This window comes from Anaerotignum sp. (genome assembly GCF_040307045.1).
GTDB lineage: Bacteria > Bacillota > Clostridia > Lachnospirales > Anaerotignaceae > Chakrabartyella.
On sequence record NZ_JAWRKF010000002.1, the window covers coordinates 221,749 to 238,703 of the forward strand.

Here is a 16,955-nt window from a genome sequence, read left to right on the forward strand (position 1 = left end):
GCCAATGAGATGAATTTTGTTCAAATAAAATAGCTGAATGCCCAGGCCAGATAGACAATAAGGCATTCCTACTATCCTATCCACTTTGTATCACAATCCCAAACGACTGAACTCAAATCATTCTTGAACCCATTCTAACAAATGCTTTTCTTTCTATGCCTTTACAATATGTAATCATCAGATGCATTTTTATAGGCAACTGCAATAAAAATCGTAATACAAAATCATATATCCCATGTGCATGGGATTCGGTTGTAACGCTGCTGGTATTGTTGGCTGCCGCATTATTGACTCCCCAAGAGAGCGCCTTCTAGCAATCCTGACCAACAATTTTGTGCCTTGCAACGGTAGATTTCCTACTTTAATTGCAATTCTAACCATGTTTTTTGTAGGAACAGCAGGTGGTCCTATGGCCTCCCTCCTCTCCTCGTTATTACTAACACTAGTCATTGTGCTAGGCATCCTGGTTACCTTTGCTGTAACAAAACTTCTTTCCAAAACAATCCTAAAAGGCGTTCCATCATCCTTTACCTTAGAGCTGCCTCCATATCGCAAGCCACAAATTGGCAAGGTAATCCTTCGCTCCATTTTTGACAGAACCCTGTTTGTGTTAGGCAGAGCAATTGTTGTTGCTGCCCCTGCTGGTATGGTTATATGGTTGATGGCAAATATAAATATGGGTGATACCAGTGTTTTAAATCATTGTGCCGCCTTTTTAAATCCTTTTGCATCACTTATGGGGCTGGATGGTGTCATCCTTTTGGCTTTCATTCTTGGGTTTCCTGCCAATGAAATTGTAATTCCAATTATCATCATGACTTATATGGCACAGGGAAGTATTCTTGAATTAGATAGCCTGGTTCAAATGAAACAATTATTCGTGAACAATGGATGGACCTGGATTACTGCAATTTGCACCATGCTTTTCTCTCTCATGCACTGGCCCTGTTCTACTGCCCTATTAACAATAAAAAAAGAAACAGGCAGCCTTAAATGGACCTTCCTAGCCTTTGCTATTCCAACTTCCATTGGCGTGCTATCTTGTATCCTCTTTGCAACAATAGCAAGGCTATTTATTTAATTCCCTTTTTACCTAATGCTTCATTCAAAAAAGGCATACTCGTTTAACCAAGTGTGCCTTTTTTCTTTTACCTTCTACTATGCCAACACAAAGTTTCTTTTCTTGGTCTGGCTTCCCCTTTAGTCAAACCCAAGGTGAGACTTAGTCATTTCTATACCTTTCATATAACCTTCCCCTTATCTTCCCATAAAAGTGAATATACCAGGCTTGGTTGAAATTTTGATTTCAAGGAAAAACCTACAGGAACTACCTCTTTGATTGCCGTACCAAATCCCATAATTTTATATGATCTACAAATCTTTTCCATGCCTGTTTCAAGGTTTATTTTTGTAAAGTCCATCCTTCATAAAATACTGGTCTTTAATAGGTTTGCATCAAAAAATTTTCCGAAAATATTTTTACTTACATTATTTATTTCAATTGATTACTCTTTATTTTCTTAGCCTATGTTAAAAATAGTATGCTAAGATGCATGGTTGTATCTTCCTAACGGCGCAAAAAGACCCCCAACCGCTTAGTATTAAAACGGTTAAGAGGTCTTTTGTAGATAAAATTCAGCCTAAGCTAAAAGCCCATGGTTCCCTTCGTTAAGCCTTTGCAATTATATCACAGAGGTTTGAATTAATATTTAAAATCATCTTCCCCTTCATCAAACTGATCCATATCTTCATAGCTTTCTTTTTCCATGCTGTTGAAAAAAGTTTCTCTTGCCCCTACATCAGACTTTAATGTAAACCTTGACAACAATTCTTGTAACAACTGAGCCTGTGCAGACAGTTCTTCGCTGGCTGCCGCTTCTTCTTCAGCAGTAGCACTATTTGTTTGCACAACGGCAGAGATTTGTTCTACCCCAAGGTTTACTTGTGTGATGGCCTGAGCCTGCTCATTGCTTGCATTGGCAATATATTGAATGATTTCAGCGGATTCTTCAGAACCATGCACAATTTCTTCCAAAGAATTTGCAGTACGATTCACAATTAAAGTACCCTTTTCTATTGCATGCAAAGCACTTTCAATCAATGCAGAAGTATTTTTTGCACTTTCTGCAGATTTGCTTGCAAGGTTACGCACTTCATCAGCAACCACGGCAAAACCCCTACCTGCACTTCCTGCCCTTGCAGCCTCAACAGCCGCATTCAAAGCAAGGATGTTTGTCTGGAAGGCAATATCATCAATATTTTTAATGATTTTTCCAATCTCATTGGAAGTACGGCTGATTTCTTCCATAGCCTCAACCATAAGCTGCATCTGCTCCTGTCCATGGTTCGTTGCAGTGGTTGCATGCTGGGCAATGGCCTTTGCCTTTGTTGCATTTTCTGCTGTTTGCTTAATCTGAGAAGAAATGTCATTCATCGTAGCGGATAACTCCTCAATGGAGCTAGCCTGTTCTGTTGCACCTTGGGAAAGGGCCTGTGCACCACTAGAAACTTGATCAGAACCGGATGCAACCTGCTGTGAAGCCACACTAATCTGGCTAAGGGTATCATTTAACATTTCTGTCGTAGAAACCAGTGCCTCTTTGATAATTGCAAACTCACCATCATAGTTTTGCTTAAAATCAAGCTGCAAATTACCAGTACCAATTCGTTTTAACAATTCGGAAATCTCCTCAATGTAGGCAATATAGCCCTTCAGCCGCACAACCGTCTTGTTAAAGGAGTTGGCCACCAATGACGTCTCATCCCTTGTCTTAATATTAAGTTCAACATCCAAATCGCCCTCAGCAATTTTATCTGATACATTAGCCAACTGGCGTAAAGGTTTTACAATATTTCTAGCCGCTATATAGATGATTGCGCAGATTACCAACATAATCGCGCTAATAAAGATAAACAAGATATTTTGAGTTTGTTTAAATGGCTTTTCAAACTCTTGACTAGGCATAGCCGAAACCACTTTCCATCCCGTACTACCAATTGATGAAGTAAAGCCATATAGTTTTTGTCCATCCACATCGTATTCAACAACGTCTGCAGATACATTCATAAGCATATTCTCTGCTTCATCGCCAATAGGAAGGTCAGAAACGGACTGCATTACATACTCAGTCTTTGGGTGATACAAAACAGTGTTATTTCTTGTTACAAAGCAGTAATAACCCGTTTCCCCTAATTTCAGCCCACTAAACATTGTGGTTAATTGGTCCAAGGACATATCAACACCATAAGCACCAACCATTTTGCCATTATTATAAACAGGGCATGCAATTGTCACGACTAATTTTTGTGTACTTTGATCTATATAGGGTTCAGAAACAGCTACCCCCAGTCTTTCCATCATAGAAATATACCAAGCACGTTCTGTAATCTCCCAATCTCCACCCAAATCAGACACATATCCGTCAGACATGATTAACTGGCTTGAATCCAAATCTCCAATCCAAGCTGCTTGAATGTTTGTTGTATCAAGGTATTCTAGCTGCTTTAATTCATTCATGACTGCTTCAAAATCAGGTGAGTCTTTTGCATTCGTTTCAGGTCCAACATTTTCCATAAAATTTTTAAAAGTATTGTTTACAGCACCTGTCTCAACCATAGACATATAATCCGTTAGATATTGACTAATCTGCCATGATGCACTGATGGAACTTCTTTTTATGACTTCATTTGATTGCTCACTGATACTTTCTTTCACATGACCAACGACAATAAAAATAAGAACTAAAAACATAATTACAGATGGTACTATCGTCGTTAAAATCATTTTTCTTACAATGCTTTTTGTAAAAAACTTCATGTTTACACCCCTTTTTCCCCTTGTTTTCCTACAATCCAATTTCAAACTTTGAAATCCGCAAAATAATTCCTCCTATGTTTGGTGAAGGAGGTTAAATCGATTGATTTTATAAATAATGGCGGATTATGTTTACAATTTGCTGATATTACTAGGCCTCAGGCCTTTTTTGCAGCGTTTTTTTAATCTTGCAGAGAAACTTGATTTTTTTCTTAAGTAATTTACTTGCAGTAGCGAATCCCATTATAAGGGAATCCGCAAACAGTCCCACTTGCATTCAAATCAATTTAATTCTATTTTATTTTGTATGTCTGACAAAATAAAATCCTTCTTAGCGAAACCTTATGTAATCCCCTCCTGCTTGCAATATTTGCTGTGCACCGCTTTCCCCTTACAGTACAATTTGGTTTCCGGATCAATGCAATTCATAATCATCTTTCCACCCATTGTTTTATCTGTACAAAGCAAAACCCTTTAAATTTGATATAAAAACAACAGCATCCATGGGCGTCACAATGCCAAAATAAAACTATAGTGATTTATTACAAAATATGTAAAAAATTAATATAATTATTTTGCCTATAAAAAACACCCAATTATTTTGTTAAAATTTGTATATCCTTAATTTAACATAATTTTCCCCGATAATCAATCAAATTATACTAAAAAAATTTTATCTTCGACAAAATTTTGTTTATTTCATGAAAAAACTAGAGTTCAAGGAAAAATAAATTAATTATTTTTTTGAAATTAGAACGTGAAAGAACTCCAGCAAATTCTTCCCTTTGTTAAGAAACCAAATAATTCATATAAAAAAACAATGATATTGCCATTTCTAACTGCATTTTCTGTATTTTTTCTAATACTTAGTTACAATTTCTAATTCCTTTTTGTACCTTAAACTTTCACAAACATAAGTTTTACAGCCATTCTGTTTGCAATTGAGAATATAAATCAACAAATCTATTGTTCATTGTGACCAATAAAAAAGTGCGGCTTAATTGCCGCACTCAATGCTAATTGAAGTAAAGACATCTAATATATCTTCCACCTTCATTTTTTTCTTTTCTTCCTCTGCCAAATCCATGACGATGCCACCCTTATCCATCATGATTAGGCGGTTGCCATATTCCACGGCATACCGCAAATTATGGGTTACCATCATAGCGGTCAAATTCTTCTCTTTTACAACCTTGCCTGTCAATTCCATTATGATCTCAGCGGTCTTAGGGTCTAATGCCGCTGTGTGTTCATCTAAAATCAAGAACTCAATAGGTGTTAATGTCGACATAATTAAAGCTGCCGCCTGTCTTTGTCCTCCCGAAAGTGCCCCCAGCTTTACATCCATTTTATTTTCCAAACCCAAACCTAAAATAGAAAGTTGTTCTTTGTAGAAATTTTCCCTGGATTTATTGATCCCAAAGGATAAGCCAAAAGGTTTCCCCTTGTTATCTGCCAAAGACATATTCTCAAGCATTGTTAAGTTAGGGCAAGTGCCCATTGAAGGGTTTTGGTATACACGCCCAATGGATCGGTACCTTTGATAATCCTTCATTTTAGCAATATCTTTGCCGCCAACCAACACCTCCCCACCCTCGATGGGAATACTGCCGCAAATAATGTTAAGCATAGAGGTCTTTCCACTACCATTGCTGCCAACGATGGAAACAAATTGCCCGTCGCCAACAGTAAGGTGGAATTTATCAAACAAGCACATCTCTGTAACTTGCCCAGGATTATAGATTTTTGTTATATTTTTCAACTCAAGCATGTTCAGCACCGCCTTTCTTTCTGTCCCCCAAAACAAGGACTACCAAGAACAGCCCAGCCATTGCCAACTTTAGTAGGTTTGCGGGAAGCCCCATGCTAATTGCAATTTGAATACAGATTTTATAAAACACACTGCCAACCAAAACAGCAGTGGTGCCTTTTACAAAACCAAAACGCCTAAACAAGGTAGTACCAATGATAACCGTTGCCAAGCCAAATACCACCTGACCCGTACCCATAGTACTGGAGAAGGCTCTTTGTTCTTGGCAAACCACACTGCCGCATAGGGCAACCAACCCATTTGCAATGACAAGACCCAAAATCTTCATGGTGCCTTTATCCTTTGCTAAGGTTGTGACCAAGGTACTGTTATCCCCCACTGCTCGCAATAGCAATCCATTTTTTGTTTTTAAGTATAAATCCAACAAAAGCTTTACAATCAAAGCAAGGACTAGGGCAACGATAAACTTGCGATACATTAAAGACATGGAGCCCAAAACTGTCATTGTTGGCCCTGCCGTAAAAATGGTATCAATGGCACGTTCTACCGCAAGGTTAGATCCAGCAATTTGCAGATTAATTGAGAACAATGCAGTCATGGTAATAATACCTGCCAGCAAATCTCTTACACCCAACCTCACATGAATAAAACCTGTTACAAAACCTGCCAAAGCGCCAAAAGCAGCAGAAATCAAAAGCACCAAATAGGGATCCACCCCGTTTACCAAAAGTACTGCTGTGATGGCAGCCCCTAAAGGAAAGCTACCATCAACGGTTAAATCGGGAAAATCCAATATTTTATAGGTGATAAAAACCCCATAGGATAGCAATGCGTAAATAAAGCCCTGCGTTAGTGTACTAATCAATAAATCAACAAAAACCATACTCCAGACCTCTTTCTATATTCTCTCCTCCAAGATGGGAAAAGCTTTAATTTGTAGCTTCAATTGCTTTTTCTGCAATATCAGCAGGGACTGTGATTCCCATTTCTTCAATGGCACCGGAATTGATATATGTGTCAAAGCTTGTAATGGTTTCGTAAGGCATATCCTCAGCTGCACCTTCGCCCTTCAGTATTTTGGCTGCCATTGCACCAGTCTGCTTACCTAATGCAATGTAATCAATGCCCGCAGAAGCCACACAGCCCAATTTGACCTGCTCGATTTCACTACCGTAAACGGGAATTCCGGCATCGTTGGTTTTTTCTAAAATAGAAGGTAACACTCCAACAACGTTATTATCTGTCAAGTTTGAAATACAATCCACACCTTTTGCAATGATGCTGTCAGCGGCCTGTAAAACCTCTGCTTGCTGTGTTACACCAATGGTTTCAACTGCAAAACCATAAGCAGGGCCTTTTTCCTCATACTCTTTAATTGCAGAAACAGAGTTTGGCTCACTTGTTGTATAAATGATACCAATTGTTTTTGAATCAGGCTGTAATGCACGGATTAATTCCAGCTGTGCCTCCACAGGAAGCTTATCACTGGTACCTGTGATATTGCCTGTGTCCAGTTTTGCCTGTACAGGGTCGGTAATTGCTGTAAAAATAACAGGGATATTTTTATCCTCCGCCGCTGCATAGCAAGCTGTTGCAGAAGGTGTTGCCACGGCACACATCAGTGCCACATTGTTAGCAGAAAAATTCTGTGCAATCTGCATTGCAATATTATCATCAAATCCAGCATTCTGGTAATCTATGGTATAGTCGGTGCCTTCAACCAAGCCGCTTTCCTCTAAGCCCAGTAAAAAACCCTCACGGCAGTTATCCAAAGATGCATGCTGTCCATACTGAGAAATACCAATTACCGGCACATTGGCATTTGCGCTGTCACCCTGTGTTTCGTTGTTACCTCCACAACCTGTTAATGCTGACATACCCAGAACCATTGCCATTGTCATTGCTAAAAATTTTTTCATATAAACCTCTCCTTTTTCTCATCTAATACTTTTTCTATTCTCGTCTCATCTAATCCTATGTAACCGCCTAAGTGGGCACCCAACATCTTTTTCTTTTTATGAGCAAAAGAAAAAGCCCTATCCCCTTAATGTTATGGGACAAGACTTGAAATCCTGCGATACCACCCAAATTGACGATAAAAATCGCCCACTCGCTCACTGTACGATTATACAGTCCGTCTGGATAACGGGTACGGTTCCCGTCGGGTACTACTTGCCGAAGCTTTCGCCCGCCCTCTTAAGTCCATTCACCTATCGCCCTACTGTTGCAATCCCACCATCTGCAACTCTCTGAAAGCGGAACAAAAAGGTTACTCCTCTTAATCATCGGTTTATTTTAGATAAAATCATTATAGCACGCTCACCCAATAAGTCAAGAATTTTCATAAAAATGAAGCTAAAAAAGTTAAAACCTTTCCTTTTATTTCTTTGAGCTTTTACCAAAAGAATGACTTTTCCATACGCATTTAAGAATCCACCTTCCCATTGCTACAACTATTTTCATCTGATATACTTAAATTAAATGCAAACCTTATTTGCGAAACTTAAAATCTTAAAGCAAGGAGAAAATACATTGAAAAAATTCTGCTTATTCCTATTGGTATTTGTCAGCTGGTTTTGCTCTGCCTGCACCACCCCAGTGGATAACACAACAATGTCTATCCAACCCAGTAATTTTTCTAAGGAAACCCAAGAAGTACTAGAAATATTTGATGATGAAGTTGTTTTTTTTGACTGCAATTTAGATGAATCTGTAGCGTCTTATGCCGTCGATTTATGGGCATATCAGGATGGAAAATGGATTTTAAAAGGAAATACCTCAGGGGGCATTGAACGCTTAAATAATAGACTTGCCCTTAGGTTAATGGATAATGGCTACGACTTATATATTATTGATGAAAGTGGCTACTCCAAATACAGTGCCGATGATATTGGCACCGACTTCTCAGTAAGCACATCTGTACTCTCCAAAAAAATAACAAACCCAGTCCCCATTGAATGTAACAAAGAAATTCCCCTGTGGGTGAAAATAGGCACGGATAAACACGGAATTTCTCTTGGGGAAGCCTATGATTTCAGAAATGCGGATTGTAATTCGGGCGTTGCCATAACTGTTACATTCTCAGATAAACAGGTTTGAACCTCACCCCTATAACAACAGAATAGCACAAAAAAAGCAATTCGCCATCTGTGGGGAATACATAAATAGTATTTTTTGCTATACTTTTATTTGTTAAAGGAGGTAGCCCATATGAATCAGAACCAAATAGGAAAATTTATAGCAGAATTAAGAAAAGAAAGAGGATTAACACAAATAGAACTTGGTTCAAAAATTGGCGTTACAAACAAAACAATTTCTCGTTGGGAAAATGGAAATTATATGCCAGATTTGTCACTTATTATGCCCTTATGCATAGAGTTGGGTATCAGTGCAAATGAACTACTGTGTGCACAACGTTTATCTGATTCCGAATTTAAGATGAAAGCTGACGACAATCTACTAGAAGCAATTCAGCAGATAAAAAACTTGAAACACGAAAAAACGATTATTGATTTTTTTACTGGTGGCGGAACTGGTATCGTACTTTCGTGTATCTTTTCTCCCCCTTCAATTAGAAAAACATTTTCCCTACTCATCGGAATTTCAATAATTGGAATAGGCTGGTATAGAAAAGCAAAATTCGACAGATTAATTTTACAATACTTAGTAATATGTAATGAAAATACTTCGGTAAAAACAACATAAATGAACCTATCAAAAAATCAGGGCTCGCCAAAACTTATGGTGACGCCCTGATTTTTCACATAACCTTTATCTTTTGTACCCTAGGATCTTCCTATTCATTTCTCTTTTGAATAGCTTGGCTTGCATTGACCTTGATTCTATTTATTGGGAATATGAATTGCTCTTTTTTCAGCGGCTAAAGCTGCTTCACGCACCGCCTCAGTTACCGTTGGATGGGCATGAATTGTATTAATAACCTCGTCCACCGTTGCTTCTAAGCCAATGGCAAGAGCCCCTTCGCCAATCATATCCGTTGCCCTTGGCCCAAGGATATGCACTCCTAACACTTCGTTATACTTCTTGCCATACAAAATTTTGATAGCACCTACACCGCCGTTAGCAATGAGGGCCTTTCCGTTGGCAAACAGAGGGAAGTTCCCCACTCCATAATCAATGCCCTTTTCTTTTGCACTTTCTTCAGTCAAGCCAACTCCTGCGAATTCTGGCATTGTATAGACACAAGATGGGTTTGTTTTGCTGTCAAAGCTAGCTTTGTGTCCCAAAGCATTTTCCGCTGCCAGCTCTCCTTGGGCAGAGGCGATGTGTGCCAACATAATCTGCCCCAAGCAGTCACCAATGGCATAAATATCCTTTACACTGGTTTCCATATATTCGTTAACCTTAATTTTACCTCTATCGTGGCGGATGCCAACCTTATCAAGCTGCAACGCGGCAGTGTCTGTTCTTCTGCCTACGGCAACCAAAACCTTTTCTGCACTGAAGGCTTTCTTCGTACCCTTCATATCAACCTGAACTTCAGCATCGCCACCTTTATTCCCTACAGACAAAACCTTTGCCTCTGTCAAAATTTCGATACCTTTTTTCTCCATCAAACCACGGAGCATTGTTGTTAACTCGCCATCCATCATTGGCAATAACTTTGGCAATGCCTCAATAATTGTTACCTTTGTGCCAAACGCATGATACGCCGTCGCCAACTCCATACCAATGACGCCACCGCCAATAACTAGCAGGCTCTTTGGTGGATTCTCCAAAGAAAGTGCCCCTGTTGAGTCGATGCAAGCAGGGTTGCCTTCAACCCCAGGAATAGGGGGAATGGCAGGAACAGAACCTGCCGCAATGATAATTTTATCAGCAGTAATTGTTTCTGTTTTTCCATCTTTGTTTTTTACAGATAGGGTTTTTGCCCCTGTAAAAGAAGCCTCTCCTTCCATTACTTTTACTTTGTTTGCCTTCAATAAACCCTTTACACCGCCAACCAACTGGTTCACAACGGCACCCTTTTTAGCCAAAACCGCTTTCCAGTCATAGCCCTCAGCTTTTACCTGGATGCCATATTCAACGGCATGGTTCATTTCTTCCATAATTTCAGCGGCATGAAGCAACGCCTTCGTGGGGATACAACCAACATTTAAACAGGTACCACCCAGTCTGTTTTTTTCTACCAATGTAACCTCTGCCCCAAGCTGTGCGGCACGAATTGCCGCCACATAACCACCGGGGCCACCGCCTATTACAATTACACTTGTTTTATTCGCCATAATGATTTATCGGCTGGCCCAGTCAAAATGATCGAGCCCCGCCGTTTCCTCCTTTATCTTATACAAAAATTAACTCAGGGTTTTCCAAAAGCTGTTTCATATCACCCAAAACTTCCCCTGCCTCTCTACCATCAAACACTCTATGGTCAAAAGTCAACATCATATGCATCATAGTTCTAGGGCAGAATTCTCCTTTGTATTCCACAAATTTTTTCTTTGCAGTACCAAACCCAAGAATCCCCACCTGTGGAGGAGATATAACAGGCGTTCCAAAGTCAATATGATACATACCAACATTTGTAACTGTAAATGTTGCTCCTGATTGCTCTCCTCCCACAAGGGTGTCATCTTTTGCTCTTAGTGCAAGGTCACGCAAAGCCTTGCTCATTTCCAACAAGGAATACTGATCTGCATTCTTTAGTACCGGAACAACCAAGCCTTCAGCAAGGCCAACTGCCATACCCAAATTTACATAAGGGTAAGAACTTATGGTTTCACCATCAAAGGTGGAGTTCAACATCGGGTGTTTTTTTAACATTTTCACTGTTGCCAACATCAGCATATCGTTCATTGAAATTTTGCAACCTAAAACTTCCGCTTTATCCACATATTTTTGGCGCATTGACATCAAATTTGTAACGTCTACTTCTGCAAATACAGTCAAAGGTGCCATGGTTTCGAAGCACTTTCTCATATTCTTGGCAATAGATTTTCTGCGGCCACTTAAAGAAATTTTCACTACTTCCCCACTAGGATGTACATTCTTTACTTCGGGGGCTGCAATAGGTGCCACCTTTGGAGCTTCTAAGTATGCATAAACATCTTTTGCAACAATTCTTCCGTTGGGGCCTGTGCCACCAACCAAAGTCAGGCTGATGCCTGCACTTTTGGCAATGTTTCTTGCCAATCCTGTTGCTCTCACGTGGCCATCCCTTGCTACAGCATTGCCACCCTGAGGAGCACCCTCAGCCATAGCCAATGCTACGGATTTATGGCATACTTCGCACTCATTTGCACACATTGCCTGACTACCTGGAGTTGCCCCCTTGATCAATGCATCATAAGCCTCTTTTGTAGCCGCCACATAAGCAACGGTATGACCAACCTTAACGGTTTCGCCTGTTTTGGCAACCTGATGCAAAATACCATCTGCTGTTGCTTCACATTCCATTGTGGTTTTTTCATTTTCAAATTCAAAGATAGCCTGACCTTTTTTAACTGTTTCGCCTTCTGCAAGCTTCCATTCCCCAACCACACCTTCAATCATGGTTAAGCCTGCTTTGGGCATAACAACCTCACAGACATCAACAGTTGCAGAGGCATCTTGCGTCTCCTGAGGAGCCTCAACCTTTGCAGCATTCGTCTCATCCTTGCTTTCAGCAATGATTGCTACTGCCTCGCCAACCTTAACAACATCACCAACCTGTGCAAGGATTTTAATAAATCCGTCTGCATTTGCTTCGCATTCCATTGTGGTTTTTTCGTTTTCAAACTCCATCACCACATCACCTTTTTTTACCGCCACCCCATCTTCCACTTTCCAAGTAGAGATAGTGCCTTCAATCATGGTTAACCCAGCCTTGGGCATTACTAATTCAACACTCATATATTTTACCCGTAACCCCAAAAGGGTTACAGTTTCCTCCTATTCTTTGGATTTTTTTCAACGTAACCTAAAGTCAAGACAATGCATGCTTTTGCCACACAAAATCATTAAAATGGATACCTTTATCAACAAAGCATTTCTAATCCATTAGAATAAAGCCTTTACCGCATCTACAATCTTATCTGCATTAGGAACGCAAACCAATTCCAACGCTACGTCGTATGGCAAAGGTACATCCAAAGCCGCAACTCTCAAAACAGGGCCGTCTAATTCATCATACATTTCTTCCTGCATCATTGCGGCAATTTCTGCACCAATACCGCCAGTTTTGTTGCCTTCTTCAACAACAATTGCTCTGTGGGTTTTTTCTACAGATTTACGAATTGCTTCTTTATCTAAAGGAGCAATGGTTCTTGGATCCAAAACTTCTGCGCTAATGCCTTCTGCCGCCAATTTTTCTGCCGCTTCCAAAGCTTTTTTCACCATCAAGCCCATAGCAATGATAGTAATATCAGAACCCTCTCTTTTAATGTCTGCAACGCCAATGGGAATTGTATAATCGCCTTCAGGAATTTCTTCCTTCACCTGATATAACTGCTTATGCTCAAAGAACAAAACAGGGTTGTCAGAACGAATTGCACTCTTTAAAAGGCCTTTTGCATCTGCCGCAGTGGAAGGGCTGATGATGATTAGACCAGGGGTATGCATAAATAAGCTTTCCACACAATTGGAGTGCTCTGCTCCTGCGCCAAAAGCAGAACCTGCCGCCGCACGAATCACCATTGGAATTTTATACTGATCGCCATGCATAAATCTCCACTTAGCTACGCAGTGGTAAATTTCACTGAAAGCTACCAGTAAAAAGTCAGAATACATTAACTCAATACAAGGTCTTAATCCTGTCAGTGCCGCACCCGCCCCAACACCAATGATAGATGTTTCAGAGATAGGTGTATTTTTTACTCTATCTTCACCAAAAATTTCATATAAACCTCTTGTAATACCAAAAATACCGCCGTGCTGGGCAACGTCCTCACCAAACACAACAACTTTGTCATCTCTTTCCATTTCTTCTCTTAAGGCATCTGCAACTGCCTGACCATATGTAACCTGCATATTCGAAAACCTCCTTCGATTTTATCCACTAAAATTAAGCAAAAATGTTGTTGAACAAATCCTCAGCTGTTGCTTTGGGAGACGCCTCTGCGAAATCCACCGCTGCATTTAACTCAGCATCAATCTCTTCATACATTGTTTTGATTTCATCCTCTGTGATAAAATCGTTTTCCAGCATATAATTTTCCATTTTTTTCACGCAGTTTCTCTTTTTCTGCCACTTCTCAGTAATTGCAGGGTCACGATATTTACATTGATCCCCTTCAAAGTGCCCTCTCCAGCGGTAGTTCTTCGCCTCCAAAATAGCAGGGCCATTGCCAGCACGAACATATTCGGATAATTCTTTTGCAGCTTCATACACTGCTAAAACATCTGTACCATCAACAACCTTAGATGCCATGCCATAAGCCGCTGCACGGTCAGCACCTGGGTTTTCGATTGCTGTGGACTCATAAATACAAGTGGAAATTGCCCACTGATTGTTATCCATAACAAAAAGGATTGGTAATTTCCAAGCGGCCGCCCAGTTCATCGCCTCGTGAACAGGTCCACGATTGGAAGTACCATCGCCATAATAGCAATACACAATGTTATCTTTCTTTTCCAATTTCAGCTTGTACGCCGCACCAACAGCAAATGGCATATCGCATCCCAAAGTACCGCTCATGCCCAAAATGCCTTTGCTAAAGTCTGCAATGTGATTCACACCGCCGCCCCCACGGGAGTTACCATCTTGTCTGCCTAAAATTTCTGCATATATTTTGCTAAAAGGCACACCCAGCACACTGGAAATACTAACTACACGGTGAGCAAGCTTGAAATAATCTCCCTCTTTGCTTGTAACAAGGGTTCCAACGTGAGTTGCCTCTTGCCCAACACCGCTGTGAATATGTCCAGGCACTCTGCCTTCTTTGTAGATTGCTACCAGTTTTTCTTCAGACAATCGAGTGCCCAATAATTTTTTGTATAGATCTGTTATGAATTCCTTTGAATAAGCCATATGTAGGACCTCCTAATTTATTTTTGAAATAGAATTCTTACTGATGCCTATATTAAAAGCAATTTACATGCCAAGCAAAAATAAAATCCTAAATATTATTATTTGTTCACGTCTTAAAGCCTTTAAATTGTGGCTTATTACCGAAAAAAAATTATTTCGCCCCTCGTCACTTCTTGAAAAAAAAACAAGATTCCAATCAAAAAAAGTGTAGTAAATTCCCAACATATGTTGGCATTCACCTACACTTTTATATTACTTGTCATTCTTGTATTATAAATTCGTCTGTTTTACCTTGTTTTTCAATCAATACATAATCGTTTTTTGTCTACTTTTTTAAAACCTATGAAAAAAGTGTAGTTTTTTTGCAACACTCAATTTTTTTTCTCTACTTCACATTATATCTTTTTATTTTATCATACAAAATACTTCTGTCTATATCCAACAAATCCGCAGCCTTCTTTTTATTCCCCTTGGTTTGCTTCAAAGCCCGCAATATGGCCAGCTTTTCTGCTTCCTCTCGGGCACCCCGAAGGGTAAAATTGTTTTCTAGCTTTTTCTCAGCAATGCTGATTTTTAACCGTAAGCGTTCAAAATCCTCCACCGATAGCTCTCCTGAGTTGGAATAGTTAAAAGCCCTCTCAATCATATTCTCCAGCTCACGAATGTTTCCGGGCCACTGATAGCTCTCCAACAAATCCAACGCTTTTTGATCAACACCCGTAATACGAGAACCCAGCTCTTCATTTAACTTCTCAATAAAATGATTTACCAAGAGAGGAATATCCCCTTTTCTTTGGCGCAAAGGGGGAATTCGAAGTTCTACAACGTTTATGCGGTAATATAAATCCTCACGGAATTTACCTTCTTTCACCATCTCCACCAAATCCTGATTTGTGGTAAACACAAACCTCACATCCACTTCTTTTGTTTTTCCTCCAACCACTTGTATCTCTTTTTCCTGCACAACACGCAAAAGCTTGGCCTGCAATTGTAGGGGCATAGAGTTTATCTCATCCAACAGAAGTGTTCCACCATCCGCCTGTTCAATCTTGCCCTTTTTACCACCCTTCAAAGCTCCTGTAAATGCCCCCTCAGCATAACCAAAAAGCTCAGATTCCAGCAAATTTTCAGGAATAGCCGCACAGTTTAAAATCACGAAAGGCATTTTTGACCTTTGGCTTAAATTGTGGATAGAATGGGCAAAAAGTTCCTTTCCTGTGCCACTTTCTCCGTGAATTAGCACGGCAGAGCGGGTTCTTGCCGCCCTTTTGGTAAATTCGATTAGGCTTTTCAATTCAGGATCTTGGGTAATAATTTGATCAATATTATATTTTGTTCCTGTGTTTTCAAAATAATTATCACGATAAAACTGCACCTGCTTGTTCAAAAAACTCATTTTACTTTCTAACTGCTTCAGGGTTAAACGGCTACCCGTTGACGTAAAAGCAACACCGCCTAATACTTCATCTCCTCGGCGAATCAGCAAGCGGTTTATGACCATAGTTCTTCCATCGTGCTCAAAAAATTCTTCCACGCATTCTTTCCCTGTGCGTACAACGGCACTTAGGCCTTCATTGGGTACAAATTCCTGTAACTTTCTGCCTATGGGATAAGGCTTTGAAATATTATACAATTCCGCGTATTTTTCTGTCATATAAATAATGCGGCTTTGGGTATCAATGATTACAACAACCCCTAAGGACTCCATAAACTCCTTAGCTATGTCCTCAAAATTAATGTTTTGCTTCATTTTAAAACCGCCTTCCTTACCCTATGACATAAATAAAAGAACACACATTAATGATACAAAAAAGCAAACCTGTTTCTAAGCTCCTATTTGTGAAACAACATAAATGAACAACAACGAAAAAAGGTTGATTTTTTACTTACGAATATATTTCGTTAAATACCTTAAACTAATATTAAATTGATTATAGCACAAAAACTACAAAAAAGGTTGCCTTACCAAAGAAAGCAAAAGATATTTGTTGGATTGACCCTAGGAATATTACCTATGTATTTTAAATTTTTTTGTTTAATCAAGCCTGTGTTGGGCATATTATGAATCATATGAAAGGAGGGGGGAAATTTGCGTGCAATAGAATTTACAGAAGGTACGTCTCAATTGCAAGAAGTACGTTATAGTACCCATTCAATCAAACGTCAACAACAGGGTAGAGAGCAACAATTTTTTGACAACGGTCGTGGCAAAACCCTGAACTCTGACTATGAACCCTTACACTACCAAGATATATAAAATAAAACCTCCCCTATAACACCAACGAAGGGGGGGTTTTTATCCCTTTCTACTATATTATTAATCAATATTCTCTTTTTAAACAAAAAAGGCACCCTCCATGTCGAATCAGAAGGGTGCCTCGTTATGTTTCCAAGGATTTCTA

12 protein-coding genes, 1 pseudogene and 1 other annotated feature are annotated in these 16,955 nt (G+C 39.6%); of the genes and pseudogenes, 4 read left to right on the top strand and 9 right to left on the bottom strand.

Translation table 11 applies throughout. From position 1 onward, the window contains the following. Nucleotides 1-235: 235 nt before the first annotated feature. Nucleotides 236-1,081 (top strand): annotated as a pseudogene (locus ABVZ64_RS01020) (nucleoside recognition domain-containing protein); the annotation flags it as partial. Nucleotides 1,082-1,702: 621 nt separating this feature from the next. On the opposite strand, the gene ABVZ64_RS01025 reads toward ABVZ64_RS01020, so the two are convergent. The 4 genes from ABVZ64_RS01025 to ABVZ64_RS01040 form a co-directional block, all read right to left on the bottom strand. Beyond that, complete coding sequence (locus ABVZ64_RS01025) at nucleotides 1,703-3,817, bottom strand: methyl-accepting chemotaxis protein (RefSeq protein ID WP_352399200.1); 2,115 nt, start codon at nucleotides 3,815-3,817, stop codon at nucleotides 1,703-1,705. A 994-nt stretch (nucleotides 3,818-4,811) separates the two neighbouring features. After that, nucleotides 4,812-5,585, bottom strand: a complete 774-nt coding sequence (locus ABVZ64_RS01030) for an ABC transporter ATP-binding protein (RefSeq protein ID WP_352399201.1) — start codon at nucleotides 5,583-5,585, stop codon at nucleotides 4,812-4,814. Further along, nucleotides 5,578-6,468 carry an ABC transporter permease gene (locus ABVZ64_RS01035; RefSeq protein WP_352399202.1) on the bottom strand — a complete coding sequence of 297 codons (891 nt, stop codon included), beginning with the start codon at nucleotides 6,466-6,468 and terminating at the stop codon, nucleotides 5,578-5,580. The genes ABVZ64_RS01030 and ABVZ64_RS01035 overlap by 8 nt, the downstream gene beginning before the upstream one ends. A 46-nt stretch (nucleotides 6,469-6,514) precedes the next feature. Beyond that, on the bottom strand, nucleotides 6,515-7,504 hold the full coding sequence (locus ABVZ64_RS01040) for an ABC transporter substrate-binding protein (protein WP_352399203.1): 990 nt from the start codon (nucleotides 7,502-7,504) through the stop codon (nucleotides 6,515-6,517). A gap of 131 nt (nucleotides 7,505-7,635) precedes the next feature. After that, nucleotides 7,636-7,880: a binding site (T-box leader), on the bottom strand. A 237-nt stretch (nucleotides 7,881-8,117) separates the two neighbouring features. On the opposite strand from ABVZ64_RS01040, the gene ABVZ64_RS01045 reads away from it, so the two are divergent. Both ABVZ64_RS01045 and ABVZ64_RS01050 read left to right on the top strand, forming a co-directional pair. Next, nucleotides 8,118-8,684, top strand: coding sequence for a hypothetical protein (locus ABVZ64_RS01045; protein ID WP_352399204.1), 567 nt, complete (start codon nucleotides 8,118-8,120; stop codon nucleotides 8,682-8,684). Nucleotides 8,685-8,795: 111 nt separating this feature from the next. Next, the gene (locus ABVZ64_RS01050; protein WP_352399205.1) at nucleotides 8,796-9,290 is read left to right on the top strand and encodes a helix-turn-helix domain-containing protein; all 495 of its coding nucleotides are present in this window, start codon (nucleotides 8,796-8,798) and stop codon (nucleotides 9,288-9,290) included. Between the two features lie 137 nt (nucleotides 9,291-9,427). Here ABVZ64_RS01050 and lpdA read toward each other — a convergent pair whose 3' ends face one another. The 5 genes from lpdA to ABVZ64_RS01075 form a co-directional block, all read right to left on the bottom strand. After that, nucleotides 9,428-10,831: a dihydrolipoyl dehydrogenase gene (gene lpdA / locus ABVZ64_RS01055; RefSeq protein ID WP_352399206.1), complete on the bottom strand. Its 1,404-nt coding sequence runs from the start codon at nucleotides 10,829-10,831 to the stop codon at nucleotides 9,428-9,430. Between the two features lie 58 nt (nucleotides 10,832-10,889). Next, complete coding sequence (locus ABVZ64_RS01060; RefSeq protein WP_352399207.1) at nucleotides 10,890-12,437, bottom strand: dihydrolipoyl dehydrogenase family protein; 1,548 nt, start codon at nucleotides 12,435-12,437, stop codon at nucleotides 10,890-10,892. Between the two features lie 147 nt (nucleotides 12,438-12,584). After that, entirely contained in the window at nucleotides 12,585-13,553 is a 969-nt protein-coding gene (locus ABVZ64_RS01065; RefSeq protein ID WP_352399208.1) for an alpha-ketoacid dehydrogenase subunit beta, read from the bottom strand. Nucleotides 13,554-13,587: 34 nt separating this feature from the next. Further along, a complete protein-coding gene (locus ABVZ64_RS01070) occupies nucleotides 13,588-14,553 on the bottom strand; it encodes a thiamine pyrophosphate-dependent dehydrogenase E1 component subunit alpha (protein ID WP_352399209.1) in 966 nt (321 codons plus the stop codon). A 385-nt stretch (nucleotides 14,554-14,938) separates the two neighbouring features. Then, complete coding sequence (locus ABVZ64_RS01075) at nucleotides 14,939-16,303, bottom strand: sigma-54 interaction domain-containing protein (protein WP_352399210.1); 1,365 nt, start codon at nucleotides 16,301-16,303, stop codon at nucleotides 14,939-14,941. 339 nt (nucleotides 16,304-16,642) lie between these two features. Between ABVZ64_RS01075 and ABVZ64_RS01080 the strand changes: the two genes are divergently transcribed. Next, on the top strand, nucleotides 16,643-16,810 hold the full coding sequence (locus ABVZ64_RS01080) for a hypothetical protein (RefSeq protein ID WP_352399211.1): 168 nt from the start codon (nucleotides 16,643-16,645) through the stop codon (nucleotides 16,808-16,810). Nucleotides 16,811-16,955: the final 145 nt, after the last annotated feature.

What these genes read in the sequence shown, in the direction of transcription:
- ABVZ64_RS01035 (WP_352399202.1), bottom strand. Translation starts at nt 6,468, where the DNA reads ATGGTTTTTGTTGATTTATTGATTAGTACACTAACGCAGGGCTTTATT.
- ABVZ64_RS01030 (WP_352399201.1), bottom strand. Translation starts at nt 5,585, where the DNA reads ATGCTTGAGTTGAAAAATATAACAAAAATCTATAATCCTGGGCAAGTT.
- ABVZ64_RS01050 (WP_352399205.1), top strand. Translation starts at nt 8,796, where the DNA reads ATGAATCAGAACCAAATAGGAAAATTTATAGCAGAATTAAGAAAAGAA.
- ABVZ64_RS01075 (WP_352399210.1), bottom strand. Translation starts at nt 16,303, where the DNA reads ATGAAGCAAAACATTAATTTTGAGGACATAGCTAAGGAGTTTATGGAG.
- ABVZ64_RS01060 (WP_352399207.1), bottom strand. Translation starts at nt 12,437, where the DNA reads ATGAGTGTTGAATTAGTAATGCCCAAGGCTGGGTTAACCATGATTGAA.
- lpdA (WP_352399206.1), bottom strand. Translation starts at nt 10,831, where the DNA reads ATGGCGAATAAAACAAGTGTAATTGTAATAGGCGGTGGCCCCGGTGGT.
- ABVZ64_RS01065 (WP_352399208.1), bottom strand. Translation starts at nt 13,553, where the DNA reads ATGCAGGTTACATATGGTCAGGCAGTTGCAGATGCCTTAAGAGAAGAA.
- ABVZ64_RS01025 (WP_352399200.1), bottom strand. Translation starts at nt 3,817, where the DNA reads ATGAAGTTTTTTACAAAAAGCATTGTAAGAAAAATGATTTTAACGACG.
- ABVZ64_RS01070 (WP_352399209.1), bottom strand. Translation starts at nt 14,553, where the DNA reads ATGGCTTATTCAAAGGAATTCATAACAGATCTATACAAAAAATTATTG.
- ABVZ64_RS01040 (WP_352399203.1), bottom strand. Translation starts at nt 7,504, where the DNA reads ATGAAAAAATTTTTAGCAATGACAATGGCAATGGTTCTGGGTATGTCA.